Annotated in this window: 24 protein-coding genes and 1 pseudogene; 16 read left to right on the forward strand and 9 right to left on the reverse strand. The window is 62.4% G+C overall.

The genetic code is table 11. The features are described from left to right. Positions 1–49: 49 nt before the first annotated feature. Positions 50–529, forward strand: coding sequence for an Lrp/AsnC family transcriptional regulator (locus tag KI242_RS27560; RefSeq protein WP_011063640.1), 480 nt, complete (start codon positions 50–52; stop codon positions 527–529). A gap of 110 nt (positions 530–639) precedes the next feature. Next, positions 640–849 carry a DUF2788 domain-containing protein gene (locus KI242_RS27565; protein WP_003228500.1) on the forward strand — a complete coding sequence of 70 codons (210 nt, stop codon included), beginning with the start codon at positions 640–642 and terminating at the stop codon, positions 847–849. Here the strand turns inward: KI242_RS27565 and KI242_RS27570 are convergent. From KI242_RS27570 to KI242_RS27585, 4 genes and pseudogenes are all read right to left on the reverse strand, one after another. Then, positions 844–1,410: a pseudouridine synthase gene (locus KI242_RS27570; protein ID WP_212806403.1), complete on the reverse strand. Its 567-nt coding sequence runs from the start codon at positions 1,408–1,410 to the stop codon at positions 844–846. The genes KI242_RS27565 and KI242_RS27570 overlap by 6 nt on opposite strands. A gap of 146 nt (positions 1,411–1,556) precedes the next feature. Further along, on the reverse strand, positions 1,557–3,029 hold the full coding sequence (amn, locus tag KI242_RS27575) for an AMP nucleosidase (RefSeq protein WP_015637154.1): 1,473 nt from the start codon (positions 3,027–3,029) through the stop codon (positions 1,557–1,559). A 99-nt stretch (positions 3,030–3,128) separates the two neighbouring features. After that, the gene (locus tag KI242_RS27580; protein ID WP_011063643.1) at positions 3,129–4,781 is read right to left on the reverse strand and encodes an acyl-CoA dehydrogenase family protein; all 1,653 of its coding nucleotides are present in this window, start codon (positions 4,779–4,781) and stop codon (positions 3,129–3,131) included. Positions 4,782–4,855: 74 nt separating this feature from the next. After that, a pseudogene (locus tag KI242_RS27585) lies at positions 4,856–7,221 on the reverse strand (7TM diverse intracellular signaling domain-containing protein). A 289-nt stretch (positions 7,222–7,510) separates the two neighbouring features. On the opposite strand from KI242_RS27585, the gene KI242_RS27590 reads away from it, so the two are divergent. The 4 genes from KI242_RS27590 (at position 7,511) to KI242_RS27605 (ending at position 11,024) form a co-directional block, all read left to right on the forward strand. Next, a complete protein-coding gene (locus KI242_RS27590) occupies positions 7,511–8,308 on the forward strand; it encodes a hydroxymethylpyrimidine/phosphomethylpyrimidine kinase (protein WP_015637156.1) in 798 nt (265 codons plus the stop codon). Positions 8,309–8,326: 18 nt separating this feature from the next. Further along, positions 8,327–8,950 carry a thiamine phosphate synthase gene (gene thiE / locus KI242_RS27595; RefSeq protein WP_212805715.1) on the forward strand — a complete coding sequence of 208 codons (624 nt, stop codon included), beginning with the start codon at positions 8,327–8,329 and terminating at the stop codon, positions 8,948–8,950. Positions 8,951–8,967: 17 nt separating this feature from the next. Next, positions 8,968–10,251 carry a glutamate-1-semialdehyde 2,1-aminomutase gene (hemL, locus tag KI242_RS27600; protein WP_011063647.1) on the forward strand — a complete coding sequence of 428 codons (1,284 nt, stop codon included), beginning with the start codon at positions 8,968–8,970 and terminating at the stop codon, positions 10,249–10,251. A 218-nt stretch (positions 10,252–10,469) separates the two neighbouring features. Then, the gene (locus KI242_RS27605) at positions 10,470–11,024 is read left to right on the forward strand and encodes a tetratricopeptide repeat protein (protein ID WP_011063648.1); all 555 of its coding nucleotides are present in this window, start codon (positions 10,470–10,472) and stop codon (positions 11,022–11,024) included. A 77-nt stretch (positions 11,025–11,101) separates the two neighbouring features. On the opposite strand, the gene KI242_RS27610 is transcribed toward KI242_RS27605, so the two are convergent. Next, complete coding sequence (locus KI242_RS27610) at positions 11,102–11,428, reverse strand: DUF1820 family protein (protein WP_007927079.1); 327 nt, start codon at positions 11,426–11,428, stop codon at positions 11,102–11,104. A gap of 134 nt (positions 11,429–11,562) precedes the next feature. Between KI242_RS27610 and miaB the strand changes: the two genes are divergently transcribed. The 5 genes from miaB (at position 11,563) to lnt (ending at position 17,071) form a co-directional block, all read left to right on the forward strand. Continuing rightward, the gene (gene miaB, locus KI242_RS27615) at positions 11,563–12,891 is read left to right on the forward strand and encodes a tRNA (N6-isopentenyl adenosine(37)-C2)-methylthiotransferase MiaB (RefSeq protein ID WP_011063650.1); all 1,329 of its coding nucleotides are present in this window, start codon (positions 11,563–11,565) and stop codon (positions 12,889–12,891) included. 113 nt (positions 12,892–13,004) lie between these two features. Continuing rightward, complete coding sequence (locus KI242_RS27620; protein WP_011063651.1) at positions 13,005–14,024, forward strand: PhoH family protein; 1,020 nt, start codon at positions 13,005–13,007, stop codon at positions 14,022–14,024. Then, a complete protein-coding gene (gene ybeY / locus KI242_RS27625) occupies positions 14,017–14,475 on the forward strand; it encodes an rRNA maturation RNase YbeY (RefSeq protein ID WP_011063652.1) in 459 nt (152 codons plus the stop codon). Before KI242_RS27620 ends, ybeY begins: the two co-directional genes overlap by 8 nt. 42 nt (positions 14,476–14,517) lie before the next feature. After that, the gene (locus tag KI242_RS27630) at positions 14,518–15,357 is read left to right on the forward strand and encodes an HlyC/CorC family transporter (protein ID WP_011063653.1); all 840 of its coding nucleotides are present in this window, start codon (positions 14,518–14,520) and stop codon (positions 15,355–15,357) included. Between the two features lie 190 nt (positions 15,358–15,547). Continuing rightward, positions 15,548–17,071, forward strand: coding sequence for an apolipoprotein N-acyltransferase (lnt, locus tag KI242_RS27635; protein ID WP_026020052.1), 1,524 nt, complete (start codon positions 15,548–15,550; stop codon positions 17,069–17,071). 44 nt (positions 17,072–17,115) lie between these two features. On the opposite strand, the gene KI242_RS27640 is transcribed toward lnt, so the two are convergent. Together KI242_RS27640 and KI242_RS27645 are read right to left on the reverse strand one after the other, a co-directional pair. After that, positions 17,116–17,877 carry a YdcF family protein gene (locus KI242_RS27640; RefSeq protein WP_015637160.1) on the reverse strand — a complete coding sequence of 254 codons (762 nt, stop codon included), beginning with the start codon at positions 17,875–17,877 and terminating at the stop codon, positions 17,116–17,118. Positions 17,878–18,004: 127 nt separating this feature from the next. Beyond that, on the reverse strand, positions 18,005–18,325 hold the full coding sequence (locus tag KI242_RS27645) for a hypothetical protein (RefSeq protein WP_011063656.1): 321 nt from the start codon (positions 18,323–18,325) through the stop codon (positions 18,005–18,007). Between the two features lie 260 nt (positions 18,326–18,585). Between KI242_RS27645 and leuS the strand changes: the two genes are divergently transcribed. From leuS to KI242_RS27670, 5 genes are all read left to right on the forward strand, one after another. After that, positions 18,586–21,192, forward strand: a complete 2,607-nt coding sequence (gene leuS / locus KI242_RS27650; RefSeq protein WP_077934837.1) for a leucine--tRNA ligase — start codon at positions 18,586–18,588, stop codon at positions 21,190–21,192. Positions 21,193–21,281: 89 nt separating this feature from the next. Beyond that, entirely contained in the window at positions 21,282–21,887 is a 606-nt protein-coding gene (gene lptE, locus KI242_RS27655; RefSeq protein ID WP_015637163.1) for an LPS assembly lipoprotein LptE, read from the forward strand. Positions 21,888–21,928: 41 nt separating this feature from the next. After that, the gene (gene holA, locus KI242_RS27660; RefSeq protein ID WP_011063659.1) at positions 21,929–22,966 is read left to right on the forward strand and encodes a DNA polymerase III subunit delta; all 1,038 of its coding nucleotides are present in this window, start codon (positions 21,929–21,931) and stop codon (positions 22,964–22,966) included. 112 nt (positions 22,967–23,078) lie between these two features. Beyond that, positions 23,079–23,240, forward strand: a complete 162-nt coding sequence (arfA, locus tag KI242_RS27665; protein WP_015637164.1) for an alternative ribosome rescue factor ArfA — start codon at positions 23,079–23,081, stop codon at positions 23,238–23,240. 63 nt (positions 23,241–23,303) lie between these two features. Beyond that, entirely contained in the window at positions 23,304–24,626 is a 1,323-nt protein-coding gene (locus tag KI242_RS27670) for a lytic murein transglycosylase (protein ID WP_015637165.1), read from the forward strand. Positions 24,627–24,672: 46 nt separating this feature from the next. Here KI242_RS27670 and KI242_RS27675 read toward each other — a convergent pair whose 3' ends face one another. Together KI242_RS27675 and lipA are read right to left on the reverse strand one after the other, a co-directional pair. Next, complete coding sequence (locus KI242_RS27675) at positions 24,673–25,620, reverse strand: LD-carboxypeptidase (protein ID WP_011063662.1); 948 nt, start codon at positions 25,618–25,620, stop codon at positions 24,673–24,675. 151 nt (positions 25,621–25,771) lie between these two features. Further along, positions 25,772–26,794 carry a lipoyl synthase gene (gene lipA / locus KI242_RS27680; protein WP_011063663.1) on the reverse strand — a complete coding sequence of 341 codons (1,023 nt, stop codon included), beginning with the start codon at positions 26,792–26,794 and terminating at the stop codon, positions 25,772–25,774.

Genomic DNA, 26,794 nt, shown 5'->3' on the forward strand with positions numbered 1-26,794 from the left:
AACTCAAGATAGATAATTCAACGCAATAGTTACGACAAAGGCCTGATTGATGAGCAAACTCGACCGCTACGACCTGAGCATTTTGGCGGAGTTGCAACGCGACGCCCGTATCTCCAACCAGGAACTGGCCGAGCGCATCGGCCTGTCGCCCTCCCCTTGCTCGCGCCGGGTCAAGCAGCTGGAGGACGATGGCTACATTTCCCGCCAGGTCGCCCTGCTGGACCGCAAGATGCTCGGTCTGAGCCTGACCGCGTATGTCCTGATCGGCATGGACCGGCACACGCCGGAACGCTTCGAGAATTTCGAAGCCGCGATCCGCAGCCTGCCCCAGGTGCTGGAGTGCAGCCTGGTGACCGGGGTCGATGCCGACTACCAGCTCAAGGTGGTGGTACCGGACATGGACCATTACCAGAAGCTGCTGCTCGGCCATCTGACCCGTATCGAGGGCGTGACCAGCGTGCGTTCGAGCTTCGTGCTCAATCAGGTGCTCAACAGCACCGAACTGCCGCTGACCCACCTGCGCAACTGAATCCCGGCCCCCGCTGTGGCGACATAACGCATGCAGATCAATGCTTGGGCCGCGGGCGTTGGCGTATACTCGCCCGGCATTTTTTGCCCTGCCTGCACTGGAGATGAGTGATGGACCCAGCAGTATTCGAAGAGTGGATGATGACCGGCCTGGTCAGCATCCTGATCATTTTCATGGGTTTCATCGTCTGGGACCTGGCCAAGAAGTCCAAGGCCGGGCGCTTCGGCTCGTTCATCCTGTTCTTCGTGCTGGGCCTGGGCGTTGCAGCATTCATCATCAAGAGCGTGGTGATCGGCCTGATCGAGTCCGGCGCCTTATAAGCGCGCAGCCACCTCTTTCCACTGGCCCTGCTCCAGGCCCTCCAGGGTCCAGTCGCCGATCCTGACCCGCACCAGGCGCAAGGTCGGTAGCCCCACCGCAGCGGTCATGCGCCTTACCTGGCGGTTGCGCCCCTCGCGTATCACCAGCTCCAGCCAACTGGTGGGCACGCTCTTGCGAAAGCGCACCGGCGGGTTGCGCGGCCATAGCGTCGGTTCTTCGAGCTGGCGCGCCTCGGCCGGCAGGGTCATGCCGTCATTCAACTGCACACCCTCGCGCAAGTGCTGCAACTGCTCGGCACTGGGCTCGCCCTCGACCTGCACCCAATAGGTCTTGGCCAGCTTGTGCTTGGGATCGGCGATGCGCGCCTGCAACTGCCCGTCATTGGTCAACAGCAGCAACCCTTCACTGTCGCGATCCAGGCGCCCGGCCGGGTAGACCCCGGGGACCGCAATGAAGTCCTTGAGCGTGGCCCGCCCCTCGCCATCGCTGAACTGGGTCAGCACATCGAAAGGCTTGTTGAACAGGATCAGCTTCGGCTCGACCGGCGCGGCCTTGGCCACACGCTTGGCGGGAGAGGAGGAAAACGGCTTGGCGCCAGGGCGGCGGGAAGCGGGACGGGGCGGACGGGACATGGGAGCAGGAACATTCAGCGATCAGGACCGACAATGCTAGTGGCCTGACCGCCAAATGACCATGGCTTAAACGCTTAGCGGAAAGGCGGCTCGTCGAAGCTGCGCAGTTTGCGCGAGTGCAGGGAGTTGAGCTCGCTGCGCATCAGGTCCACCGCTTCGATACCGATCTTCAGATGCTGGCTGACCGCACGCTCATAAAAGGCGTTGGCCGCGCCCGGCAACTTGATTTCACTGTGCAATGGCTTGTCCGAGACACACAGCAAGGTGCCGTACGGCACCCGCAGGCGATACCCCTGGGCGGCGATGGTGCCGCTTTCCATGTCCACCGCCACGGCCCGGGACAGGTTGATCAGCGGACGTTCTTCGGCCCAACGCAACTCCCAGTTGCGGTCGTCGTAAGTCAGCACGGTGCCGGTGCGCAGGCGTTTCTTCAGTTGTTCGCCCTTTTCCCCGGTGACATTGGCCGCCGCCTGCTGCAACGCCAGCTGGACTTCGGCCAGGGCCGGAATCGGAATGTTCGGCGGCACCACGCGGTCGAGAATGCCGTCGCGCCGCATATAAGCGTGGGCCAGCACGTAGTCGCCAATGGTCTGGGACTGCCGCAGGCCGCCGCAGTGGCCGATCATCAGCCAGCAATGCGGACGCAGCACCGCCAGGTGGTCGGTGATGTTCTTGGCGTTGGACGGGCCGACACCGATATTCACCAGGGTCACACCGTGGCCATCGCTGGCCTGCAAGTGGTAGGCCGGCATCTGGTAGCGGTGCCAGACCACACCGGCGGCGATGGCCGAGGCCTCGCCGTGATCCATGCTTTTCTCGATGATCACGTTGCCCGGCAGGACCATGCGCACAAAGCGCGGATCGCTGCGCAACTGCTCCAGGCCATGAACGATGAACTGGTCCACATAGCGGTGATAGTTGGTCAGCAGGATCCACGGCTGCACATGACGCCAGTCGCTACCGGTGTAGTGCACCAGGCGCCGCAGGGAGAAATCCACTCGCGCGGCATCGAACAGCGCCAGGGGCAGCGGATGGGTATTTTCCCAATCGTAGAGGCCATCGGCGATGCCATCGGTGGCGGCCGACAGGTCGGTACTCGGGAACACCCGCGCCAGCGCCGCAGCGGTCACGCCGGAACCTGCCAGCTCGTCGCCCTGCTCCACGACATAGGGATAAGGAATGTTCTGCTCACTGACGCCCACTTCCACCGTCACGGTGAAGTCGTGCATCAACGGCACCAATTGTTCGAGCAGATAATTACGGAAGGCTGCAGGATGGGTCACGGTGACACTGTAGGTGCCCGGCAACTGGACCTTGGCATAGGCCCTTGTGGTCTGTGGGACTTCGCCGTGGCAGTGGTAGGTCAGGCGCAACTCAGGGTAGCGAAACAGTGCTCGTTGCTCGGCATCCGGCTCGACCCGGTCCTTGAGATAACGCTTGAGCGCCTGGCTCAGCGCCGTGGTGGCCCGCTCATGCAGGGCGGCAAGCCGATCCACGGCTTGCTCGGCGGTTTGAACGACAATAAAAGCTTCGGTCACGATAAGCATCCTGTGTTCTGAACTTGCAGGCGTTCATCTTGCCTGCAAGACCGTCCCACGGGAACAGCGTAATCACCGCAGGCGCCGGGAAGCCGGCGCCAGGGAGGGTCAGAAGCCCTGAGGGGAGGAGCGGGCGACAATGGCTGCCACGTCCAGGCCACGCGGCAAGGTGCCGTAGACCCGCCCGCCCTGGCCGCCCAGGCGGCTGGCGATAAAGGCGTCGCTGACCACCTGGTTGCCGGCTTCCAGCAAGAGCTTGGCCTGCAGGCCCAGGGCAATGTCCTCGGTGAGTTGACGAGCACGGTATTGAATGTCGCCGGTGTCCTTGAAGCTCTCCTTCAGCCCGTTGATATGGGCGGCCAGGCGCTTGTCGCCATGGCCATTGCCCAATTCGGCGAACAAGGCGTCCAGCACGCCCGGCTCCTTCGACAAGGCTCGCAGCACATCCAGGCATTGCACGTTGCCGGAGCCTTCCCAGGTGGAGTTCACCGGCGCCTCGCGGTACAGCCGTGGCAGGATGCTGTCCTCGACATAACCGGCACCGCCCATGCACTCCGCCGCCTCGTTGATCATCGCCGGGGCCCGCTTGCAGATCCAGTACTTGCCCACCGCCGTCACCAGCCGGGAAAACTTCGCCTCCTGGGCATCGTCCAGATGATCCAGGGCCCGCCCCATGCGCATGCTCAGGGCCAGGGCCGCTTCGCTTTCCAGGGCCAGGTCGGCCAGCACGTTCTGCATCAGGGGCTGCTCGCTGAGCACCCGCCCGCCCACGGTGCGATGGGCACAGTGATGGCTGGCCTGGGTCAGGGCCTGGCGCATCAGGGAGCTGGAGCCGACCATGCAATCGAAACGGGTCATGGCCACCATCTCGATAATGGTCGGCACGCCGCGGCCTTCCTCGCCAATCATCCAGGCCAGGGCACCGCGGAACTCCACTTCGCTGGAAGCGTTGGAAAGGTTGCCGAGCTTGTTCTTCAGGCGCTGGATATAGAACTGGTTGCGCGTGTCATCGGGACGGTGCCGGGGCAGGAGGAAGCAGGTCAGGCCCTTGTCGGTCTGGGCCAGGGTCAGGAAGGCATCGCACATCGGCGCCGAACAGAACCATTTGTGGCCCACCAGCTCGTACGCCTGCCCGGGGCCGCCAGCCCCCACCGGGTAGGCCCGGGTGGTGTTGGCACGCACATCGGTGCCGCCCTGTTTCTCGGTCATGGCCATGCCGATGGTCAGCCCGGCCTTGTGTTGCATGCCGACATTTCGCGGGTCGTACCGGGTGGCAAGGATCTTGGGCAGCCACTGGTCGGCGATATCGGGTTGCAACTTCAAAGCCGGTACACAGGCGAAGGTCATGGTCAGCGGGCATCCGCTGCCGGCCTCGGCCTGGCTGTGCAGATAGGTCATGGAGGCGCGGGCAACGTGGGCCCCCGCTTGCGGATCGGTCCAGGGCAGTGAGGTCAGGCCGGCTTCGATCGCCGCCTGCATCAATTGGTGATAGGCGGGATGAAACTCCACCAGATCGATCCGGTGGCCAAAGCGGTCGTGGCTGGAAAATACCGGTTTGTTCTGATTGGCCAAGAACCCCGCCTCCATCAACGGACCACCGGCCAGAGCGCCATAGGCGTCGACCCGCGACTCGGCCCAACCGGCATCGAAACGGCGCATCCATTGCTGCAGCGGCAGGTCGATCCGATAGAGATTGGCGCCGTCCAAAGCTGGCGGCTGGTTGGTGACTTCGTGGGTTTCAGCGAACTGGTGGAGGTTCATCGCGGGGCTCCTTCAGGGTGTGCCAAGACCCCAGTTAAGCACCGCCCCCACCCCGAACAAAGTGGCATACCTGCCTAAATGTCGGCGCTTTCGCCCTGTTCCACAGAGAGCACATATCTCGACAATGCCGTTTGCAAGGCCTCGAACTTCACCGGTTTAGCCAGATAGTCGGAGCCAGCCCCCGCCGGGCAGCCCTCTTTGCCGGGCACGCAGGCCAGCAGGATGGGCAATTGGGAATAGCCGGGCAGCGCCTGGGCCTGCAAGCGAAACGCCCCCAGTTGCGCCGTGGACATCTCGCCATCGATCAACACCGCACTGACCAGCTCACGCCCGAGCAATTGCAGGGCATCAGTAGGGCTACCGGCGGTGCGCACCTGGTAGCCCAGCTTGAGCAGCATGCCCCTGACCACCAACTGATTGACGTCGTTGTCGTCCACCAGCAGCACGGTACAGTCCCGGGGCAAGCGTCGCGCCACTGCCGCCGGCGAGCGCGGGGCGGGCTCCTGGGCGTCGAACTCCACCAGCAGGCGGAAACAACTGCCCCGGCCGGGTGTGGATTCGTGGGTCAATTGCCCGCCCAGCAACTCCACCAACTGCCGACAGATCGCCAGGCCGATACCCAGCCCGCCATATTCGCGGGTCATGGAGCCATCGAGCTGGAAGAAACGCTGATACAGGGTCGCTTCATCCAGGTTGACGAAGCCAATACCGCTGTCGATTACTTCGAAACTCAGACTGACCCGCTGCGCCGACACGGAACGCGTGAGCACCCGCAGCACCACGCTGCCCGAAGGGGTGAACTTGATGGCATTGTCCAGCAGGCACTCCAGGCAGTGGCTGAGTTTGCAGCGGTCGCCCTGCAAGCGATCGGGCAGCCCGGCGCTCAAGTCGATCTGGAAAGCCAGCGACTTGGCGGCGGCACTGGCGCCGTATTGGGTCTGCAGTGTCGTCAGCAGGGAGCGCAGGCTGAACGGCTGACGCTGGGCGCTGAGCTTGCCGGCCTGCAGCTCGGTCAGGGTCAGAATGCCGTTGACCATGCGCATCATGTCCCGCGCCGAGCCGGCCGCTGTCTGCTGGTATTGCTCCAGCTCCGGATCCAGTTCCAAGGTCTGCATCAGTTCCAGGGAGCCGATGACGCCGTTCATCGGGGTCCGCAGCTCATGGGTCAGGGTGGCCAGGAATTCGTCCTTGAGCCGGTTGCTGTGGGCCAGTTGCTGGTTCAGCACTTCAAGCTTCTGCCCGGCTTCGAGCAGTGTCTGGGCCTGTTGCTCACGCATGGCATTGATGCGATCGGCCAGGGCCAGGGACAGCAACGCCACTTCGATCGCCGAGCCGATCTGGCTGGCGTACATGGTCAGGAACACATTCGGCAGGTAACCCAGCACCATCAAGGTGTTGATCACCCCTCCAAACAAAAAGGCCGACCAGGCGATGATGAAATAGCGTGCCACGCGCAGGCCTCGACACCAGGCGACAATCCCGGCCACGTAGATCACCACGGTGAACACCAGGGCCAGGGTGGTGGCCAGGCGCAATGCCAGGGCATAACTGGTCATCAGTGAAAGCGCCATGACCAGCGCGCCAAAGGCCATCAAGGCCAGGAGTACACGGTCGACCCAGGGGCTGTGGCGGGAAGTCTGCAGGAAGCTGCGGGCGAACTGGCTGCCGAACAAACCTGCCGAACCGATGAAGAACGGTGTCGCGGCATTGGCCCACCAGGGGCTGTCGGGCCAGAAGTACTCCACTGCGGCGCCATTGACCGACAGCTGATAGAGACCGAAGGAAGCGATATAGACGATGTAGTAGAGGTAGCTGGTGTCCCGCACGCTGAGGTAGATGAACAGGTTGTACACCAGCATCCCCAGCAGCACGCCGTAAATCAGCCCGAGCACATACAACCGCACCGGCTGGGCTTCCAAGTAAGCACTGCTGGACCACAGACTCACCGGCGCCTGGATCGAGCCTTCGCTGGCCAGCCGCAGGTAGACGGTCTTGTGCTCGTGGGGAGAAAAATTCAGGTTGAACAGGTAATTGTTCTGGCGAATCTCTCGACTGTCGAAGGGCAAGGCATCCCCGGTACGACCCGCCAGGCGATAACCACCAGACTCGTCAGGGACGTACAGTTCAAGATGGTCCAGAGGCGGATAGGCCAACTCCAGCAACCAGCTGCGTTGTGCGCTCGGGTTGGCGGGGCGATAGTCGAGGTCGATCTTCAGCCAGAACGCCGAGCGCGAATAACCGGCGTTGAGGGTGTCTTTGTCGTGGGGTCTGAATTGTTCAGCCAGAGGCCCCGAGCTGACATCGGCAATGGTCGCCTCACCCCCGCGTCTTCGAGTACTTGCATCACTCGGCCCAAGGGCAGGCGTTGAGTGAACTCGTCGAACTCGGCGGCGCCAGCCAGCATCGGCAAGCTCAACAGCAACATCAGCAAATAGTGCATAAAGCCCCAGCGTGGCTTGTCCGGTGGTGTCAGGAAGTCCCCCATTTCCCTTGAGCAGACGTAGAACCGGCATGACCTGTTATTGATTTGAATCCACTCTAGCATAGCCGCTGATGGCCATTGAACACCATTGTAAGTTTTAGTCTAAAGGCTCTAGAACGGGGCTTTCAGCGCAATCCAGCGGGCTAGAGCTGTTGCTTCGGTCAAGTGGGCTGGCCGGCGCCAGATCGCCCCTCTCTTATATGTCGAGCGCCGCGAAAAAAAACGTTTGGTGGTAAGCTCGCCGCCCATGAATATCTACAGCTCTCGCCCCGTTGTCCTCTGTCTCTCCGGCCACGACCCCAGTGGTGGCGCCGGCCTGCAGGCAGATATCGAAGCCCTGCTGGCTCAGGGTTGTCATGCAGCTCCGGCTGTCACCGCGTTGACCGTGCAGGACACGGTCAATGTCAGCGACTTCCGCGTCCTGGATCGCGAGTGGGTATTGGCCCAGGCCAATGCGGTGCTCAACGACTCCACGGTAGCGGCGGTCAAGCTGGGCATGCTCGGTTCCCTGGAAATGGTCGACACCGTGGTCGAGCTGCTCCAGGCCCACCCGCACCTGCCAGTGGTCTGCGATCCGGTGTTGCGCGCCGGCGGCGGTGGCCGGCTGGGCAAGGATGAAGTCGGCTACGCCATGCGCGAGCGCCTCCTGCCCCTGGCAACCATTGCCACCCCCAACCTTCCCGAAGCCCGAATTCTCGCGGAACTGCCTGAAGGCAGCGCCGACCAATGCGCCGAAAAACTCCTGCCCTTCGTCAAGCATTTGCTGATCACCGGCGGCCACGGCGATGAACACGAAGTCCACAATCGCCTGTACAGCCGTGACGGCCTGCGCAAAACCTATACCTGCCAGCGCTTGCCGGGCAGCTACCACGGCTCCGGCTGCACCCTGGCCAGCGCACTGGCCGGCCGCCTGGCCCAAGGTGAACACCTGGCCAGTGCGGTGAAGTCCGCCCTGGATTACACCTGGCGCACCCTGCGCGATGCCGAACAGCTTGGCCGTGGCCAGTTCGTTCCGCGCCGCTTGCCGCTGGATTTCTGCTCGTAATGTCATGAGGCCTGCTCAATGAAACTACGTGGTCTGTACGCCATCACCGACAGCCAACTGTTGGCCGGCAAGTTTCTGAAGTACGTGGAGGCGGCGCTGGAAGGCGGTGTCACGCTGTTGCAGTACCGCGACAAAAGCGACGACCAGGCCCGCCGACTGCGGGAAGCCGAAACCCTGCTGGCCTTGTGCGAGCGCTACAAGACCCGTTTGATCATCAACGATGATGCCGAGCTGGCGGCGCGTATCGGTGCCGGCGTGCACCTGGGCCAGACTGATGGCCCATTGACCCCGGCCCGAGCCTTGCTGGGCCGCCAGGCGATCATCGGTGCCACCTGCCACAGCCAGTTGCCACTGGCCGAGCAAGCCGCCAAGGATGGCGCCAGCTATGTCGCCTTCGGCCGTTTCTTCAATTCCACCACCAAACCCGGCGCGCCTGCGGCCAGCCTGGAGCTGCTGGACCAGGCCCGGGCCAGCCTGCACCTGCCGATCTGCGTGATCGGCGGCATCACCCTGGACAACGCCGCGCCACTGGTGAACCACGGCGCCAACCTGCTGGCGGTGGTCCACGGCCTGTTCGGCGCCGAGAGCGCCGAAGAAGTGACCCGCCGCGCCCGCGCCTTCAACGCCCTATTCAACAGCTGATTTTTGAGAGCCCGATCATGTCTCGTTCCGAAACCCTGTTTGCCAACGCCCAGAAACACATCCCGGGTGGCGTCAATTCGCCTGTCCGCGCCTTCAAGAGCGTGGGCGGCACCCCGCTGTTCTTCAAACACGCAGAAGGTGCCTACGTCACCGACGAAGACGACAAGCGCTATGTCGACTACGTTGGCTCCTGGGGCCCGATGATTCTTGGCCACAGCCACCCTGATGTCCTGGACGCCGTGCGCAAGCAACTGGAACACGGCCTGTCCTACGGCGCCCCGACCGCCATGGAAACCGAAATGGCCGACCTGGTGTGCTCCATCGTGCCGTCGATGGAAATGGTGCGCATGGTCAGTTCGGGCACCGAAGCCACCATGAGTGCCATTCGCCTGGCCCGAGGCTTCACCGGCCGGGACAGCATCATCAAGTTCGAAGGCTGCTACCACGGCCACTCCGACAGCCTGCTGGTAAAGGCTGGCTCCGGCGCCCTGACCCAAGGCGTGCCGAGCTCCGCCGGTGTGCCCGCGGCTTTCGCCAAGCACACCCTGACCCTGCCCTTCAACGACATTGCGGCGGTGGAAAAGATGCTCGCCGAAGTAGGCCAGGAAGTGGCCTGCATCATCGTTGAACCAGTGGCCGGCAACATGAACTGCGTACCCCCGGCACCAGGTTTCCTCGAAGGCCTGCGTCGCCTCTGCGATCAGCACGGCGTAGTGCTGATCTTCGACGAAGTGATGACCGGTTTCCGTGTTGCCCTCGGTGGCGCTCAGGCCCATTACGGCGTGACACCCGACCTGTCGACCTTCGGCAAGATCATCGGCGGCGGCATGCCGGTAGGCTGCTTCGGCGGCAAGCGCAAGATCATGGAACATATCGCGCCCCTGGGCCCGGTCTACCAGGCCGGCACCCTGTCCGGCAACCCGCTGGCCATGGCCGCAGGCCTCACCACTCTGCGCCTGATCAGCCGCCCGGGCTTCCACGCCGAACTGAGCGACTACACCAGCCGTCTGCTCGAAGGCCTGCAACAACGCGCCGATGCAGCAGGCATTCCGTTCGTCACCACCCAGGCTGGCGGCATGTTCGGCCTGTACTTCAGCGGTGCCGATGACATCGTCACCTTCGACGATGTGATGGCCAGCGACGCCAACCTGTTCAAGCGCTTCTTCCACCTGATGCTGGAAGGCGGCGTATACCTGGCGCCGAGTGCCTTCGAAGCGGGCTTCACCTCCATCGCCCACGGCGAGGCCGAGTTGCAGCTGACGCTGGATGCGGCAGAGCGGGCATTCGCCGCCCTGAAGTAAGCGCTGGACGGCGGGCGTGTGAAACATCACGCCCGTTGTAGTCTTTACTTGAATTTTCTGCAGTGAAACCTGCAAATGCTGATGAATCCTTGGGATATAGCGCCCACGCAGCAGAAAAACGAGTAAAGACTTTGTAAGGTGGGCCCTGCTTATTTCATAATGCGCGCTTATTGGGCCCCACGCTGGGCCCCGCGCCCCTCAGAGGTAAGTCGATTCCCATGAACCGCACCGGCCGCGCCCTGACACTGGGCTGCCTGTTGCTCCTTCAGCCCCTGCTCGCGCATGCACAAGCAGGTGGCAACTCGTTGTTGATCCCGGCGCTGGGTCGCTGCACCCTCGATCCCCAGGCTCAGGACCAGGCCGAGGCCCTCACCGCCTGCCAGAAGGCCGCCGACGAGGGGGATGCCGAGGCGCAATACGAGTTGGGCGAGTTCTACTACGAGGGCAAAGGTGCGCCGCAAGATTTCAATCAAGCCCTGAGCTACTTCGAAAAGGCCTCCTTGCAAGGCCATGCCCAGGCGCAATTCAAGCTGGGCACCATGTTCTTCCACGGTGAAGGCGTGCCGGCCAATAACGTCCAGGCTTACATCGTGCTGAAGATGGCTGCGGTCAATGGCGCCGAAGACGCCCTGGACACCGCCGACGAAGTCGCCGAGCACATGCAGCGCGACGAACTGGAAGTTGCAACCCAGGTACTGGGACAGATTTTCCGCAAATACCTGATGGAACTGCAGAGCGCCGATGGGCGCTCACCCTTCTCGCCCCTGCCGTAGGCATTTGCGCCTCAGTCGCCGGTGAGCCGGCTTCCACACAGACAACCGCCCTCCCGGAAAGACGGAGTCGGCCAGGCTTATTTTTCCGGCATCGGCATCGGGAACGGCATGACGTTGCTCACCCCGCGGGCCTCGCTGATCTTCGGCGTACCCAGGCGCTCGACTTCATCGATGCGCACGATCGAATGCATCGGCACAAAGCTGCGCACTACACCTTCGAACTGGGCCTTGAGCTTCTCCTCGCTCGGGTCAACGACCACTTGCGTGCGCTCGCCAAAGACGAACTCTTCCACTTCCAGGAAACCCCACAGATCACTCTGATAGATCTGCTTGGCGTACATTTCGAACACCTGGCCCTGGTTGAGGAAAATCACCTTGTAGATTGGAGCTTCACGTTTGGTCATGGCGGGCGGGTAACACATCGGGGGACAAAAATAGGGCGCGAACTATAGCATAGCTACCCGATGCACAACCCTAGGAACCTGTGGGCATGGCCCCTATAATGCGCGGTTCTTTGAATCACGTGATGATCCCGTCCATGGCCAAGAAGCTTTACATCGAAACCCACGGTTGCCAGATGAACGAGTACGACAGCTCGCGCATGGTGGACCTGCTGGGCGAACATCAGGCCCTGGAAGTCACCGCACGCGCCGAAGATGCGGACGTCATCCTGCTCAACACCTGCTCCATTCGCGAACGCGCCCAGGACCGGGTGTACTCCCAGCTCGGGCGCTGGCGTGAGCTCAAGCTGGCCAATCCGGACATGGTGATCGCCGTAGGCGGTTGCGTGGCCAGCCAGGAGGGCGCGGCCATCCGCGACCGCGCCCCCTATGTGGACGTGGTCTTCGGCCCGCAGACCCTGCACCGCCTGCCGGAAATGATCGACGTCGCGCGCATCACCAAATTGCCGCAGGTCGACGTCTCGTTCCCGGAAATCGAAAAGTTCGACCACCTGCCCGAGCCCCGGATCGATGGCCCCAGCGCCTATGTCTCGGTGATGGAAGGCTGCAGCAAGTACTGCACCTTCTGCGTCGTGCCCTACACCCGCGGCGAAGAAGTCAGCCGGCCCTTCGACGATGTGATCGCCGAGATCATCCACCTGGCGGAAAACGGCGTCCGCGAGGTGACCCTGCTGGGCCAGAACGTCAACGGCTATCGCGGCCAAACCCACGACGGGCGCATGGCCGACCTGGCCGAATTGATTCGTGTGGTTGCCGCGATCGATGGCATCGAGCGAATCCGCTACACCACCTCACATCCGCTGGAGTTCTCCGACAGCCTGATCCAGGCGCATGCCGAAGTACCAGAACTGGTGAAGCACCTGCACCTGCCGGTGCAATCCGGTTCGGACCGGATCCTCGCGGCCATGAAGCGCAATCACACCGCCCTGGAGTACAAGTCCAAGTTGCGCAAGCTCAGGGCGGCTGTTCCGGGAATCTGCATCAGTTCGGACTTTATCGTCGGCTTCCCAGGCGAGACGGAGAAGGATTTCCAGCAGACCATGAAACTGATCGAAGACGTCGGTTTCGACTTCTCCTACTCCTTCGTCTACAGCCAACGGCCGGGAACACCGGCCGCAGACCTGGCCGACGAAACACCGGAGGCGGTGAAAAAGGAACGGCTCAACGCCTTGCAGCACCGCCTCAACCAGCAAGGTTTTGAAATCAGCCGACAAATGGTCGGCTCTACCCAGCGCATCCTGGTGACCGACTACTCGAAGAAAGACCCGGGCGAACTGCAGGGACGGACCGAGAACAACCGCATCGTCAACTTCCGCTGCGACAATCCCACGCTGATCGGCCAGTTCGCCGACGTGTACATCGACTCGGCGCAGCCTCACTCGCTGCGCGGCTCCCTGCTGCAATAACCTGGCAGGGAAAAGCCCCAGCAGCCCTTGCTCCGCATAAGAGCTTTCGCACCCAGGCTGCTGGCGTTATCCTTGAATTCATCTTAATTGCCGTTGGGCGGCTAAAAACGACCTTGAACGCACCCATAGAACCTCATCGTTTCATCCTCGAGCCCTTCGAGGCTCGCCGCTTCGCCAATCTGTGCGGGCAATTCGACGAGCATCTGCGCTTGATCGAACAGCGCCTGACGATCGAGATCCGCAACCGCGGCAATCAGTTCGAACTGATCGGCGAACCCAAGCAAACCACCTCCGCGGAAAACCTTCTGCGCCGTCTCTACCGGGAAACCAAGGGCACCGAGCTGTCGCCGGACCTGGTCCACCTGTTCTTGCAGGAGTCTGCCGTGCAAGAGCTGGACAACCCTTCGGTAGCCGATGCCGCCGTGGCCCTGCGCACCAAGAAAGGCATGATTCGCCCCCGCGGCCTGAATCAGCAGCGCTACGTCAAAGAGATCCTCGGCAACGACATCAACTTCGGCATTGGCCCGGCCGGTACCGGCAAGACCTACCTGGCCGTGGCCTGCGCCGTGGACGCCCTGGAACGCGAGCAGGTGCGACGCATCCTGCTGGTGCGCCCGGCGGTAGAAGCCGGCGAAAAGCTCGGTTTCCTGCCCGGCGACCTGGCCCAGAAGATCGACCCCTACCTGCGCCCGCTGTACGACGCCCTGTATGAAATGCTCGGCTTCGAACACGTGGCCAAGCTCATCGAACGCCAGGTCATCGAGATCGCGCCCCTGGCCTACATGCGCGGCCGCACCTTGAACAACAGCTTCATCATCCTCGATGAGAGCCAGAACACCACCGTGGAACAGATGAAGATGTTCCTGACACGGATCGGTTTCGGCTCCACTGCGGTGATCACCGGCGACATCACCCAGGTCGACCTGCCCAAGGGCACCAAGTCCGGCCTGGCCCATGTGATCAACGTACTCAAGGATGTGCCTGGTATCAGCTTCACTCACTTCATGCCCAAGGACGTGGTGCGCCATCCGCTGGTGCAACGCATCGTCGAAGCCTACGAGCGCTTCGAACTGCACGCTGCCGACGAGGCCGCCAAGGCTGCCGCAGACCGAGGCAACCGCCACGATGCTTGAGCTTGACCTGCAGCGCGCCAGCCAACAGCCGGCCCCCAGCGATGAACAGTTCCGCCAGTGGTGCGAGCTGGCCCTGCGCCAGCGCACCGCCGATTCGGAACTGACCATCCGCCTGGTGGACGAAGCAGAAGGGCGTGAGCTGAACCACACCTGGCGTCATAAGGATTACGCCACCAATGTTCTGTCATTTCCTGCCGATGTACCGGATGAGCTGCTGGATATCCCATTGCTGGGGGACCTGGTGATCTGCATTGCGGTGGTCGAGCGCGAAGCGGCTGAACAAGGCAAGGAACTTCAGGCCCACTGGGCCCATCTGGTGATTCACGGCTGCTTGCATCTGTTGGGCTACGACCATATAGATGACGACGAAGCCGAAGAAATGGAAGCGCTGGAACGAACGTTGCTTGCAGAACTGGGTCATCCGGACCCTTATGCAGACGACGAAAGCTGATCAACAACCCCCTGTAACAACCAAGGATTCAGAGCAATCGCTATGAGCGAAGATCGATCGAGCAACGGGCAAAAGTCATGGCTGGGCAAACTGACCCAGGCTTTTGCCCATGAGCCGAAAAACCGCCAGGAGCTGCTGGAGCTGCTGCGCGAAGCCCATCAGAACAAGTTGCTGGACAGCGAAGCGCTGGCCATCGTCGAAGGCGCCATCCAGGTCGCTGACCTGCAAGTCCGGGACATCATGGTTCCGCGCTCGCAAATGATCAGCATCAAGGCGACCCAGACCCCTCGGGAGTTCCTGCCCGCAGTCATCGATTCGGCGCACTCGCGCTACCCGGTGATCGGCGAAAGCCATGACGACGTGATGGGCGTCCTGCTGGCCAAGGACCTGCTGCCGCTGATCCTCAAGGAGAACGGTGACAGCTTCAACATCAAGGACCTGCTGCGCCCGGCGACCTTCGTCCCCGAGTCCAAGCGCCTGAACGTGCTGCTGCGCGAGTTCCGCGCCAACCACAATCACATGGCCATCGTCATCGACGAGTACGGCGGCGTGGCGGGCCTGGTGACCATCGAAGACGTGCTGGAACAGATCGTCGGCGACATCGAGGACGAGCATGACGTCGAGGAAGACAGCTACATCAAGCCACTGCCCAGCGGCGACTTCCTGATCAAGGCGCTGACGCCCATCGAGAACTTCAACGAGTTTTTCGACAGCGACTTTTCCGACGACGAATTCGACACCGTAGGCGGCCTGGTCATGAGTGCGTTCGGCCACTTGCCAAAACGCAACGAAATCACTGAAATCGGCGCCTATCGCTTCCGCGTGCTCAACGCCGACAGCCGGCGGATTCATCTGCTGCGCCTGACCCCCATTTCCCGCTGAGGAAACGGGTCATCTGCCCTCCCCCGCACCGCGATATCGTCTTGAGGCCACTTGCCTGGCCTCAGGCGATACAGGGCGGGGACGCATCGGCCGAGCAGCGCTGCGTGACTCGACGCTCATCTGAAACAACCCAACCATTCTCCTCGTGCCTCGCGCGGTACGACACAGGAAAGAGCTGATGAAACGCCTCTTGCAGCGCTCAACCCGCCCCGGCTGGCCCGGCAACCTGCTGGCCGTGATCGCCGGCGCCATCACCACCCTGGCCCTGGCCCCCTACAACATCTGGCCTCTGGCGCTGCTGGCAGTCGGCCTGTTCTACGCCGGGCTGCGCGAGCTGACACCGCGCCAGGCCCTGGGCCGCGGCTGGTGCTTCGGCTTCGGCCTGTTCGGGGCTGGCACCAGTTGGATCTACGTCAGCATTCACACCTATGGCGGCGCCTCGGCCCTGCTTGCCGGCCTGCTGATGCTGGCCTTCATCGCCGCCATCGCCTGGTTTTTCGCACTGCCTGCCTGGCTCTGGGCCCGCTGGTTACGACGCAATGAAGCGCCGCTGGCGGACGCCCTGGCATTCGCGGCCCTGTGGCTGGGCCAGGAAGCCTTTCGCGGCTGGTTCCTCACCGGTTTTCCCTGGCTGTATTCCGGCTACAGCCAGCTTGACGGCCCACTGGCCGGGCTTGCGCCGCTGGGCGGCATCTGGCTGATCTCCTTCTCCCTGGCCCTCACCGCAGCGCTGCTCTACAACCTGCCGCGACTGATCAAGGCCGGGCGCAAAGCCTTCATCGTTGCGGGCCTGCTTCTGTTGGCAGCCCCCTGGATCGTGGGCCTGGCCCTGAAAGGCCATGCCTGGACCAGCCCCGCCGGAGAGCCGCTATCGGTCGCCGCCATCCAGGGCAATATCGAACAGAGCATGAAGTGGGACCCGGCCGAGCTCAACGCCCAGCTGGCGCTGTATCGCGACATGAGTTTTCGCAGCAAGCGCGTAGACCTGCTGGTCTGGCCGGAAACCGCAGTACCGGTGCTCAAGGAGTCGGCCGAAGGCTACCTGACGATGATGGGCAACTTTGCCGCCGACCGTCATTCCGCGCTGATTACCGGCGTTCCAGTGCGCCAACTGGTACGCCATGAAAAACGCTACTTCAACGGCATCACCGTGACCGGCGAAGGGGACGGCACCTACCTCAAGCAGAAGCTGGTGCCTTTTGGCGAGTACGTGCCCCTGCAGGAAGTGCTGCGCGGCCTGATCGACTTCTTCAACCTGCCGATGTCGGACTTCGCCCGCGGCCCGGCCGACCAGCCGCTGCTGCAGGCCAAGGGCTATCAGATAGCGCCGTTCATCTGCTACGAAGTGGTCTACCCCGAATTCGCCGCCAGCCTTTCGGCCCGTAGCGACCTGCTACTGACCATCAGCAATGACACCTGGTTCGGCACTTCCATCGGCCCCCTGCAACACTTGCAGATGGCGCAGATGCGCGCCCTGGAAGCCGGGCGCTGGATGATTCGCGCGACCAACAACGGCGTCACCGGGCTGATCGATCCGTTCGGCAGGATCACGGTACAGATTCCCCAGTTCGAACGCGGCATTCTGTACGGCGAGGTCGTGCCCATGCACAACCTGACGCCGTATCTGCAATGGCGCTCCTGGCCGCTGGTGGTGCTCTGCACCCTGCTGTTTGGCTGGGCCTTGCTGGCCAGCCGTATTGCCAAGACCGTTTGAGGGCCCTCACTGGCAATCCGGCTCCCGAGGGAGCCGGATTGCCATCAGCGATAGAACAACCGGTAGCCCAATTGGCCCATTGCCTCATTGAGCAACTGCCCGCTCTGCCAGATCGACTTGAACTCAGGCATCCAGCCTCCGAGCGGACGGGCGTTATCCATTCCCAGGAACCCCACTGGCGCAGGCACCACTTCAAACCCGGCGTGCTCGAAACTCCACACCGAGCGGGGCATGTGCCAGGCCTGGGTCACCACCACCACACGCTTGATCCCCAATGGCAGCAGGACTTCGGCGCTGAACTGCGCGTTTTCCCAGGTAGTGCGGCTGCGGCCTTCCTGCCAGCGCACCGTCACGCCAAAGTCATCGAGCAGGGATTGCGCCATCAACGCAGCCTCGGTGGGCGGCGTACCGTAATGCAAGCCGCCGCTGGTCAGCACCGGCAGCCCGGAGGCCTTGGCCAGGCGCGCGGCATAACGTTCGCGCTCCAGGCCCACGCCGGTGGGCTGATCGGAGCCCCACGCCGGATCGCCCCGCTCCCGCCCCGAACCCAGCACCACAATCACATCCGCCTGCTCGGCCAGGCTCGCCCATTGGCTTTGCGGCAAGGGCGGCAGGCGCTCCAGACCGCGCGCCCCCCACTCCACCATGACCGGCAGACTCATCAACCAGAAACCACCCAGCCCCAAGGCAAAACACCAACCTGCCAGCCGTGGCCGGGAACGGCGCAAGCCCCAAGCAAGCAGCAGCAACAGCAACAGAATGCCGGGCGGCAGCAGCAACTGTTTGATGAAATAGCGAAAAGGCATCGAGCATCTCCAACAAGATGCCCGAAGCCTAAAGGGGATACCTGTCCGGCAACAACCAATGCCTGGTATTTTTGCTCCCGAGGTCCTCGGCCGCGACCTCGCTCGACCCGATAAGGGGCCCTGGGACCTACTTGAACTGCTGAGATCGGACTTTCACCGATGCCTTGACGGGCGCCTGATCCTTCAGCCAAATGATCTTGGCCGAACGAGGCACCTCCTGGTGTTGCAGACTGCCCATTGGATTGATCTGCATTTCACGTTGATGGCGGGCCAGATAGGCCCTGATCAATTCAAACTCCGCCCGGCTCAAACCCCGCAGCTCCAGCTCGATAGGCCGCTCATTGCGCAGTCGATCCGCCGTTTTTGCCGCATCCAGGGCCAGAGCCAGTCGATTGAGGAGCCTTTCATACACCTCCGGTTCTGTTGCTTTTCGCTGCGATTCAAGCATCCGTTCACCTCATCGAAGATAAGACTCACTCCCCTTTTTGAGCTTAGTCGGACAGCCGAAAGCGACGCGCCGCCGCGACCAACGGCCCGCCCGAGCAATCAGGGTTTCCCTCGGCAGAGTGCGGTCATGTATGCTACGGCGTTTCCTGTAACTCCACTTCCAGCTCCATCGGGCACTGAAAAACGCCGCATTTGGCGTCATCGCCACCCGAAGTTGCGTTGAAGAGGATTAGGCCACCCCTATTCAGTACAAAAGTAGCCATGCACGAACACTATCAGCCCCGTGAAATCGAAGCCGCCGCCCAGTCGTTCTGGGACGAGCAAAAGTCCTTTGAAGTCAGTGAACAGCCAGGCAAGGAAACTTACTACTGCCTATCGATGTTCCCTTACCCCAGCGGCAAGCTACACATGGGGCACGTGCGCAACTACACCATCGGCGACGTGATCTCCCGCTACCAGCGCATGCAAGGCAAGAACGTTCTGCAACCCATGGGTTGGGACGCCTTCGGCATGCCGGCGGAAAACGCCGCGATGAAAAACAACGTGGCTCCCGCCAAGTGGACCTACGAAAACATCGCCTACATGAAGACCCAGTTGCGCAGCCTGGGCCTGGCGGTGGACTGGTCCCGCGAGGTCACCACCTGCAAGCCGGACTACTACCGCTGGGAACAGTGGCTGTTCACCCGTCTGTTCGAAAAAGGCGTGATCTACCGCAAGAACGGCACCGTGAACTGGGACCCCATCGACCAGACCGTGCTGGCCAACGAACAGGTGATCGACGGCCGCGGCTGGCGTTCCGGCGCGCTGATCGAAAAGCGCGAAATTCCGATGTACTACTTCAAGATCACCGCCTACGCGGATGAACTGCTGGAGAGCCTCGACGAACTGCCGGGCTGGCCCGAGCAGGTCAAGACCATGCAACGCAACTGGATCGGCAAATCCCGTGGCATGGAAGTGCAATTTCCCTACGACCAGGCCTCCATCGGCGAAGCCGGGACCCTGAAAGTCTTCACCACCCGTCCAGACACCCTGATGGGCGCGACCTACGTTGCCGTGGCAGCCGAGCACCCGCTGGCCACCCTGGCAGCACAGGACAACCCCGAGCTGCAGGCCTTCATCGCCGAATGCAAGGGTGGCAGCGTCGCCGAAGCCGACATGGCGACCCAGGAAAAGAAAGGCCTGCCGACTTCGCTGTTCGTCGAGCACCCGTTGACCGGTGAAAAACTCCCGGTCTGGGTCGCCAACTACGTGCTCATGCACTACGGCGACGGCGCAGTCATGGCGGTACCGGCCCACGATGAGCGCGACTTCGAGTTCGCCACCAAGTACAACCTGCCGATCAAGGCCGTGGTACGCACCAGCGCTGGCGATGAAACTCCGGCGCCCTGGCAGGACGCTTACGGCGAGCATGGCGAGCTGATCAACTCCGGCGAGTTCAACGGCCTGGACTTCCCTGGCGCGTTCGATGCCATCGAAGTGGCGCTGCTGAAGAAGAACCTCGGCCAATCGCGCACCCAGTTCCGCCTGCGGGACTGGGGCATCAGCCGCCAGCGCTACTGGGGCTGCCCGATCCCGATCATCCACTGCGACAGCTGCGGCGATGTACCCGTCCCGCAAGAGCAGTTGCCGGTGGTATTGCCGGAAGACGTGGTTCCCGATGGCGCCGGTTCGCCACTGGCGCGCATGCCCGAGTTCTACGAGTGCAGCTGCCCGAAATGCGGAGCACCTGCCAAGCGTGAAACCGACACCATGGACACCTTCGTCGAGTCCTCGTGGTACTACGCCCGTTACGCCTCGCCGCACTTTGAAGGCGGCCTGGTAGATCCGGCCGCAGCCAACCACTGGTTGCCGGTGGATCAGTACATCGGCGGTATCGAACACGCCATCCTGCACCTGCTCTACGCGCGCTTCTTCCACAAGCTGATGCGTGACGAAGGCCTGGTGAGTTCCAACGAGCCGTTCAAGAACCTGCTCACCCAGGGCATGGTGATTGCCGAGACCTACTACCGTCGCGAAGCCAATGGCAGCTACACCTGGTACAACCCGGCGGATGTCGAGCTGGAGCGTGACAGCAAGGCCAAGATCATTGGCGCCAAACTCATCTCCGACGGCCTGCCGGTGGAGATCGGTGGCACCGAGAAGATGGCCAAGTCGAAGAACAACGGTGTAGACCCGCAATCGATGATCGAACAATACGGCGCCGATACCTGCCGCCTGTTCATGATGTTCGCCTCGCCGCCCGACATGAGCCTGGAATGGTCCGACTCCGGCGTTGAAGGTGCGCACCGCTTCCTCAAGCGCGTCTGGCGCCTGGCCCAGGCCCACGTCAGCCAGGGGCTGCCGGGGGCTCTGGATGTAGCGACCCTGAGCGACGAGCAGAAAGCCATTCGCCGTGCAATCCACCTGGCCATCAAGCAGGCCAGCCAGGACGTAGGCCAGCATCACAAATTCAACACCGCCATCGCCCAGGTGATGACTCTGATGAACGTCCTGGAAAAAGCGCCGCAAGGCAGCGAACAGGACCGTGCACTGCTGCAGGAAGGCTTGCAGACCGTAGCCCTGTTGCTCGCCCCGATCACTCCGCATATCAGCCATGAGCTGTGGGGCCAACTGGGTCAAAGCGGCGCGATCATCGATGCCGGCTGGCCAGCATTGGACGAAAGCGCGCTGGTGCAGGACAGCCTGCAACTGGTGATCCAGGTCAACGGCAAACTGCGTGGCCAGATCGAGATGCCAGCCAGCGCCAGCCGTGAAGAAGTCGAAGCGGCCGCTCGCAGCAACGAGAACGTACTGCGCTTCACCGAAGGTCTTACGATTCGCAAGGTCATCGTGGTGCCGGGCAAACTGGTCAACATCGTCGCCAGCTAATTGGATCAGGCGCCCGATCCGGGATCGGGCGCCGAATAAAACCTCCAGGGCCACAAGGTTGGCCCATCTGGTTTCAAGGGGAGCAATACATGATCAAACGTAATCTGCTGGTGATGGGCCTGGCCGTGCTGCTGAGCGCCTGCGGCTTCCAGCTGCGCGGTACTGGAACCCAGGAGCTGTCCATCAAGGAACTGGACCTGAGCGCCCGGGACGCCTACGGCACCACCATCAAGATGCTCAAGCAGCAGCTGGAAAGCAGCGGTGTGCGAGTCCATGCCGGCGCACCTTACAAGCTGGTGCTGCTGAGCGAGGAGAACTCCCAGCGTACCCTCAGCTACACCGGCGGTGGCAGCTCGGCCGAGTACGAGATCGGCACCACGCTCAGGTATGAGATCCTGACTCACGACAACCTGCACCTGCTGGATGACAAACTGGAAGTGCAGAAAGTCTTCCTGCACGACGGCAACAACATCACCGGTTCCGACCAGGAGTCTTCCGAGACCCGCAAGGAAATGCGTCGTGACCTGATCCAGCGCATGCTGATCCGTCTGCAATTGCTGACCCCGGAACAGCTTGCCCAGCTGCAGGCGACCGCCGAAGCCAAGGCCAAGGCAGAAGCCGACGCCCTGGAAGCCGCACGCAAGGCTGAGGCGGAAACCCCGCGACAGTCCCCTATGGAACTGCCGAACCAGTAAGCCATGCGGGGCGCTCCGGCGCCCCCCCCTGGCACCCGCCTATGAAACTAGCCCCCGCCCAACTCGGCAAACACCTGCAAGGCACTCTCGCACCGATCTACGTGATCAGCGGTGATGATCCACTGCTTTGTCAGGAAGCCGCCGACGCCATTCGCTCTGCCGTACGCCAGCAGGGCTTCGATGAGCGCCAGGTATTCAGCGCCGACGCCAGTTTCGACTGGGGCACCCTGCTGCAAGCAGGCGCCAGCATGTCGCTGTTCGCCGAAAAACGCCTGCTGGAATTGCGCCTGCCCTCGGGCAAGCCCGGTGACAAGGGCGCAGCAGCGCTGATCGAATACTGTTCGCGGCCTGCCGAAGACACGGTGCTGTTGATCAGTCTGCCCAAACTCGATGGCAGCGCGCAGAAAACCAAATGGGGCAAGGCGCTGGTCGAGGGTGCCCAGACTCAGTTCGTACAGATCTGGCCGGTGGATGCCAACCAGCTGCCGCAGTGGATTCGCCAGCGCCTGTCCCAGGCCGGCTTGTCCGCCAGCCAGGATGCCGTCGAATTGATCGCCGCCCGGGTCGAAGGCAACCTGCTGGCTGCCGCCCAGGAAATCGAGAAGCTCAAGCTGATGGCCGAGGGCGGCCAGATCACCGTCGAAACGGTCCAGGCGGCGGTGGCCGACAGTGCCCGCTTCGACGTATTCGGCCTGGTGGACGCCATCCTCAATGGTGAAGCGGCCCATGCCCTGCGCATGCTGGAAGGCTTGCGCGGCGAAGGCGTGGAACCACCGGTGATTCTCTGGGCACTGTCCCGGGAACTGCGCCTGCTGGCCAACCTGGCCCTGCAGTTCAGCCAGGGCGTGCCATTGGACAAGGTCTTCAGCCAGGCTCGCCCGCCCGTCTGGGACAAACGCAAACCCCTGATGAGCAAAGCCCTGCAGCGCTACTCCGCACAACGCTGGGGCCAACTGCTGCTCGATGCCCAGCGCATTGATGCGCAGATCAAGGGACAGGCCAGTGGCTCGCCCTGGAGCAGCCTGAGCCGCTTATCGCTGCTGATGGCCGGCCAGCGCCTGGCGCTTGCGGCCGAGTAAAGCGGCCACCCCGTCACGCTTACAATTTTCTGCATCCATGATGCTGGACAGCGGCCCGACTCTGGCCGATGATCTGCGCCGCAACACCTCCCTCCCAAAGTGAGTATTGAGCATGAGCAAGCCATCCAAGCATGGCCCCAACAAGGCCAAATCCATCGTCGCCCAGCCACTGTTCCGCAGCCGTCAGGAACGCCCGGCCAAGGGCAAAGGCAGCTACCGCCGCGAAGCCTTCCAGTCTAAAAGCTGGGAGGCTTCTTACTTTCTGGCTGCCTGAAGCCCAGAACCCCGCCGGCATGATAAGGTCTGCACCTGATTGTTATTCTCTCTGGACCCGTGCATGCCCTTTTGTCTTTCCCGTCGTTGGCACATGCGCCAACTGATCGCTGCCTCCAGCCTTATTCTGCTAGTCGCCTGCGCGGAAAAACCCACCGCCGCCGACGCCCAGCCACTGCCCAGCCTCCAGGCAGCCCCTCTTGCCGCACCTGCCACTGTCGCGCCCCTGACCGTCGACAACCTGGATATCCAGCCCACCCAGACCTTTGACCAATGGTTGAACGCCTTCCGTGCCGAAGCCTTGGGCGCCGGTATCCGTGCCGAAGTATTTGATCGCGCCTTTGCCGGCGTGACCCCGGACATGAGCGTGATCAAGGCCGACCGCAGCCAGCCCGAGTTCAGCCGCCCAGTATGGGAATACCTGGAGGGGGCGCTGTCCCCGGTACGGGTACGCAAGGGCCAGGCACTGCTGGTGCAGTACAGCGACATCCTGCAACGGATCGAACAGCGCTATGGCGTCGACCGCCAGGCATTGGTGGCGGTGTGGGGCATGGAAAGCAATTTCGGCGACTTCCAGGGCAACAAATCGGTCATTCGCTCCTTGGCCACCCTGGCCTATGAAGGTCGGCGCCCGGCGTTTGCCAACAGCCAATTGATCGCTGCGCTGCAGATCATCCAGCATGGCGATATACAGCCCGAGAAAATGCTCGGCTCCTGGGCCGGAGCCATGGGCCAGACCCAGTTCATTCCCACCACCTACAACACCCACGCCGTGGACTTCGACGGCGATGGCCGCCGGGATATCTGGAACAGCCCGGCCGATGCACTGGCCTCCACCGCGCACTATCTGCAGAGTTCCGGCTGGCAACAGGGACAGCCCTGGGGTCTTGAAGTACAGCTCAACAGTGGTTTCGACTACGCCCTGGCCGACGCCTCCACCCGCAAGACCGTGGGCGAATGGATGCGCCTGGGCATGACTCCTGCCAATGGCAAGGCCCTGCCTTACGGCTCGGAACACCTGTCGGCCTCACTGCTCTTGCCAGCGGGTTACCGCGGCCCGGCGTTCCTGATCCTGGACAACTTCCGGGCAGTGCTCAAATACAACAACTCCTCGTCCTATGCCCTGGCGGTGAACCTGCTCTCCGAACGCTTCGGCGGAGCCGGCCAGATCAGCGGCAGCTGGCCCAAGGACGACCTGCCCCTGAGCCGCTCCGAGCGCATCGAGCTACAGACACTGCTCAGTGCCAACAGCTATGACGCCGGCAATCCCGACGGCATCATCGGCGCCAACACCCGCAAGGCCATTCGCAATGCCCAACAGGCACTGGGCTGGCCCGCGGATGGCTATCCGACCCACAAGCTGCTGGAAAGCCTGCGCAATCGTTAGGACCCGCTCCAGCCCAGGGGAAACACTCCCCTCGCCGGCCCTGCGATTACTTGAAGACCACATCCTGCGCCAGAGTCAGTTCCCGGGCTCCCGCATCCAGCCTGACCAACGCGCCCATGGGCAAGGTCAGGTTGGGGTCGCAGTGACCACTGCGCCATCCCGCCAGCACCGGAATCCGCAGCGGTTCGAAGGTCTGCTTGAGCAAAGCGCACAACGCCGCAAAATCCACACCGGCCACATCCCCCACCAATACCCCACGCAGATTTTCCAGCTTGCCGGCCAGGCGCAGGTGATTGAGCAGGCGATCTATGCGGTACAGCGGCTCATTGACATCCTCGATAAACAGGATGATGCCGTCGGTATTGATCTCATACGGGGTGCCCAGGGTACTGGCGATCAGCGACAGGTTCCCGCCCAGCAGGGAGCCCAGCGCAATGCCCGGCTCGATGGTGGTCAAGGGGAAGGCCACGGGATGGGGCAGCAGGCTGCCAGCCCGGGCCTGGCCTCGAAGCAGATTGAAAAAAGAGGCCTCGGTGGGCGCCTGCTTGTCGCCCAGCAGATCGGCGTTGAGCATCGGCCCGTGAAAGCTCACAAAGCCGGCATAACGGTTGATCGCCAGGTGCAGGGCGGTGATATCGCTGTAGCCGACAAAGGGCTTGGGATTGCGCCGCAACAGATCGAAATCGATCTTGTCCAGCAGGCGGGGGCTGCCGTAGCCGCCACGCAGGCACAGAATGGCGTCTATGTCCGTGTCGGCGAAAGCCTCATGCAGGTCCTTGAGGCGCGCTTCGTCGCTACCGGCCAGGTACCCCTCCTGCAACCCGACACCCGGGAAGATCCGTAGGCTGTATCCCCTGGAGCGCATCCATTGGTGGGCTTTTTCAGTATCCAGCGCTGCGGGACCGGCAGGTGCAATAAGGCCGATAACGCCTTCTGCGGCCAGCGCCGGCACCGGCAGGTGGGCGTTCAGCGCAGCAGTCGGTTGGATAGGCATGCAGATTCTCCCTGTGTGAATTCACTCAAGCACAGTAGCCATGAATGGTGTCAAACAGAAGAGGCGGGATTTAAAAAGCGGCAGGTGTTGCGAAAGCGCTCGAAAGAGCCGGGGAACTGCCCGCAAGACGTGCGCCTTGCGGGCAGGCAGATCAGGAAACCAGGCCTGCCTTGGCCAGTTTCGCTTGTTCGTCGGCATGGTACGAAGAACGTACCAGCGGGCCGGAAGCAACGTTCTTGAACCCCATCCGATAACCTTCCTCGGCGAACCAGGCGAAGGTGTCAGGGTGCACGAAGCGCTGGACCGGCAGGTGGTTGCGCGACGGTTGCAGGTACTGGCCAAGGGTCAGCATGTCGATGTCGTGCTCGCGCATGCGCTTCATGACCTCGATGACTTCGTCATCGGTTTCACCCAGGCCCAGCATCAGCCCGGACTTGGTCGGCACATGCGGCACCAGTTGCTTGAATTTCTGCAGCAGGGTCAGCGACCACTGGTAGTCCGAGCCAGGACGGGCGGCCTTGTACAGGCGCGGCACTGTTTCCAGGTTGTGGTTGAACACGTCCGGCGGCGTGGCGGCGGTGATTTCCAGGGCAACATCCATGCGGCCACGGTAGTCGGGAACCAGGGTTTCCAACTGCACGTTCGGCGACAACTTGCGGATTTCACGGATGCAGTCGGCAAAGTGCTGGGCACCGCCGTCACGCAGGTCATCGCGGTCCACCGAGGTGATCACCACGTATTTCAGGCGCAGATCGGCGATTGCCACCGCAAGGTTCATCGGCTCGTCGACATCCAGAGGCTTCGGACGGCCATGACCAACGTCACAGAAGGGGCAGCGACGGGTGCAGATGTCACCCATGATCATGAAGGTCGCGGTGCCACCGGAGAAGCACTCGCCCAGGTTCGGGCAGGACGCCTCTTCGCAGACGCTGTGCAGCTTGTGCTTGCGCAGCAGTTGCTTGATCCGATCGACTTCCGGGGAGACGGGGATGCGTACGCGAATCCAGTCCGGTTTCTTCGGCAGTTCGGTAGTCGGAATGATCTTCACCGGAATGCGCGCGACCTTTTCCGCACCGCGCAATTTGACGCCGGTTTCAACTTTCGGACGGGCCGCTCGCTCGGAGATATCCAGCGTCGGGATCAGGGTTTGAACAGCGTCTTGCGCAGTAGTCAT

It is taken from the genome of Pseudomonas sp. Eqa60, from assembly GCF_018326405.1.
Classification (GTDB): Bacteria; Pseudomonadota; Gammaproteobacteria; order Pseudomonadales; family Pseudomonadaceae; genus Aquipseudomonas; species Aquipseudomonas protegens.

Bases quoted from the DNA above. Each gene is read 5' to 3' on its own strand.
- KI242_RS27560 (WP_011063640.1), top strand. From the start codon at position 50: ATGAGCAAACTCGACCGCTACGACCTGAGCATTTTGGCGGAGTTGCAA.
- KI242_RS27565 (WP_003228500.1), top strand. From the start codon at position 640: ATGGACCCAGCAGTATTCGAAGAGTGGATGATGACCGGCCTGGTCAGC.
- amn (WP_015637154.1), bottom strand. From the start codon at position 3,029: ATGCTTATCGTGACCGAAGCTTTTATTGTCGTTCAAACCGCCGAGCAA.
- KI242_RS27580 (WP_011063643.1), bottom strand. From the start codon at position 4,781: ATGAACCTCCACCAGTTCGCTGAAACCCACGAAGTCACCAACCAGCCG.
- KI242_RS27590 (WP_015637156.1), top strand. From the start codon at position 7,511: ATGAATATCTACAGCTCTCGCCCCGTTGTCCTCTGTCTCTCCGGCCAC.
- thiE (WP_212805715.1), top strand. From the start codon at position 8,327: ATGAAACTACGTGGTCTGTACGCCATCACCGACAGCCAACTGTTGGCC.
- hemL (WP_011063647.1), top strand. From the start codon at position 8,968: ATGTCTCGTTCCGAAACCCTGTTTGCCAACGCCCAGAAACACATCCCG.
- KI242_RS27605 (WP_011063648.1), top strand. From the start codon at position 10,470: ATGAACCGCACCGGCCGCGCCCTGACACTGGGCTGCCTGTTGCTCCTT.
- KI242_RS27610 (WP_007927079.1), bottom strand. From the start codon at position 11,428: ATGACCAAACGTGAAGCTCCAATCTACAAGGTGATTTTCCTCAACCAG.
- miaB (WP_011063650.1), top strand. From the start codon at position 11,563: ATGGCCAAGAAGCTTTACATCGAAACCCACGGTTGCCAGATGAACGAG.
- ybeY (WP_011063652.1), top strand. From the start codon at position 14,017: ATGCTTGAGCTTGACCTGCAGCGCGCCAGCCAACAGCCGGCCCCCAGC.
- KI242_RS27630 (WP_011063653.1), top strand. From the start codon at position 14,518: ATGAGCGAAGATCGATCGAGCAACGGGCAAAAGTCATGGCTGGGCAAA.
- KI242_RS27640 (WP_015637160.1), bottom strand. From the start codon at position 17,877: ATGCCTTTTCGCTATTTCATCAAACAGTTGCTGCTGCCGCCCGGCATT.
- KI242_RS27645 (WP_011063656.1), bottom strand. From the start codon at position 18,325: ATGCTTGAATCGCAGCGAAAAGCAACAGAACCGGAGGTGTATGAAAGG.
- leuS (WP_077934837.1), top strand. From the start codon at position 18,586: ATGCACGAACACTATCAGCCCCGTGAAATCGAAGCCGCCGCCCAGTCG.
- lptE (WP_015637163.1), top strand. From the start codon at position 21,282: ATGATCAAACGTAATCTGCTGGTGATGGGCCTGGCCGTGCTGCTGAGC.
- holA (WP_011063659.1), top strand. From the start codon at position 21,929: ATGAAACTAGCCCCCGCCCAACTCGGCAAACACCTGCAAGGCACTCTC.
- arfA (WP_015637164.1), top strand. From the start codon at position 23,079: ATGAGCAAGCCATCCAAGCATGGCCCCAACAAGGCCAAATCCATCGTC.
- KI242_RS27670 (WP_015637165.1), top strand. From the start codon at position 23,304: ATGCCCTTTTGTCTTTCCCGTCGTTGGCACATGCGCCAACTGATCGCT.
- KI242_RS27675 (WP_011063662.1), bottom strand. From the start codon at position 25,620: ATGCCTATCCAACCGACTGCTGCGCTGAACGCCCACCTGCCGGTGCCG.
- lipA (WP_011063663.1), bottom strand. From the start codon at position 26,794: ATGACTACTGCGCAAGACGCTGTTCAAACCCTGATCCCGACGCTGGAT.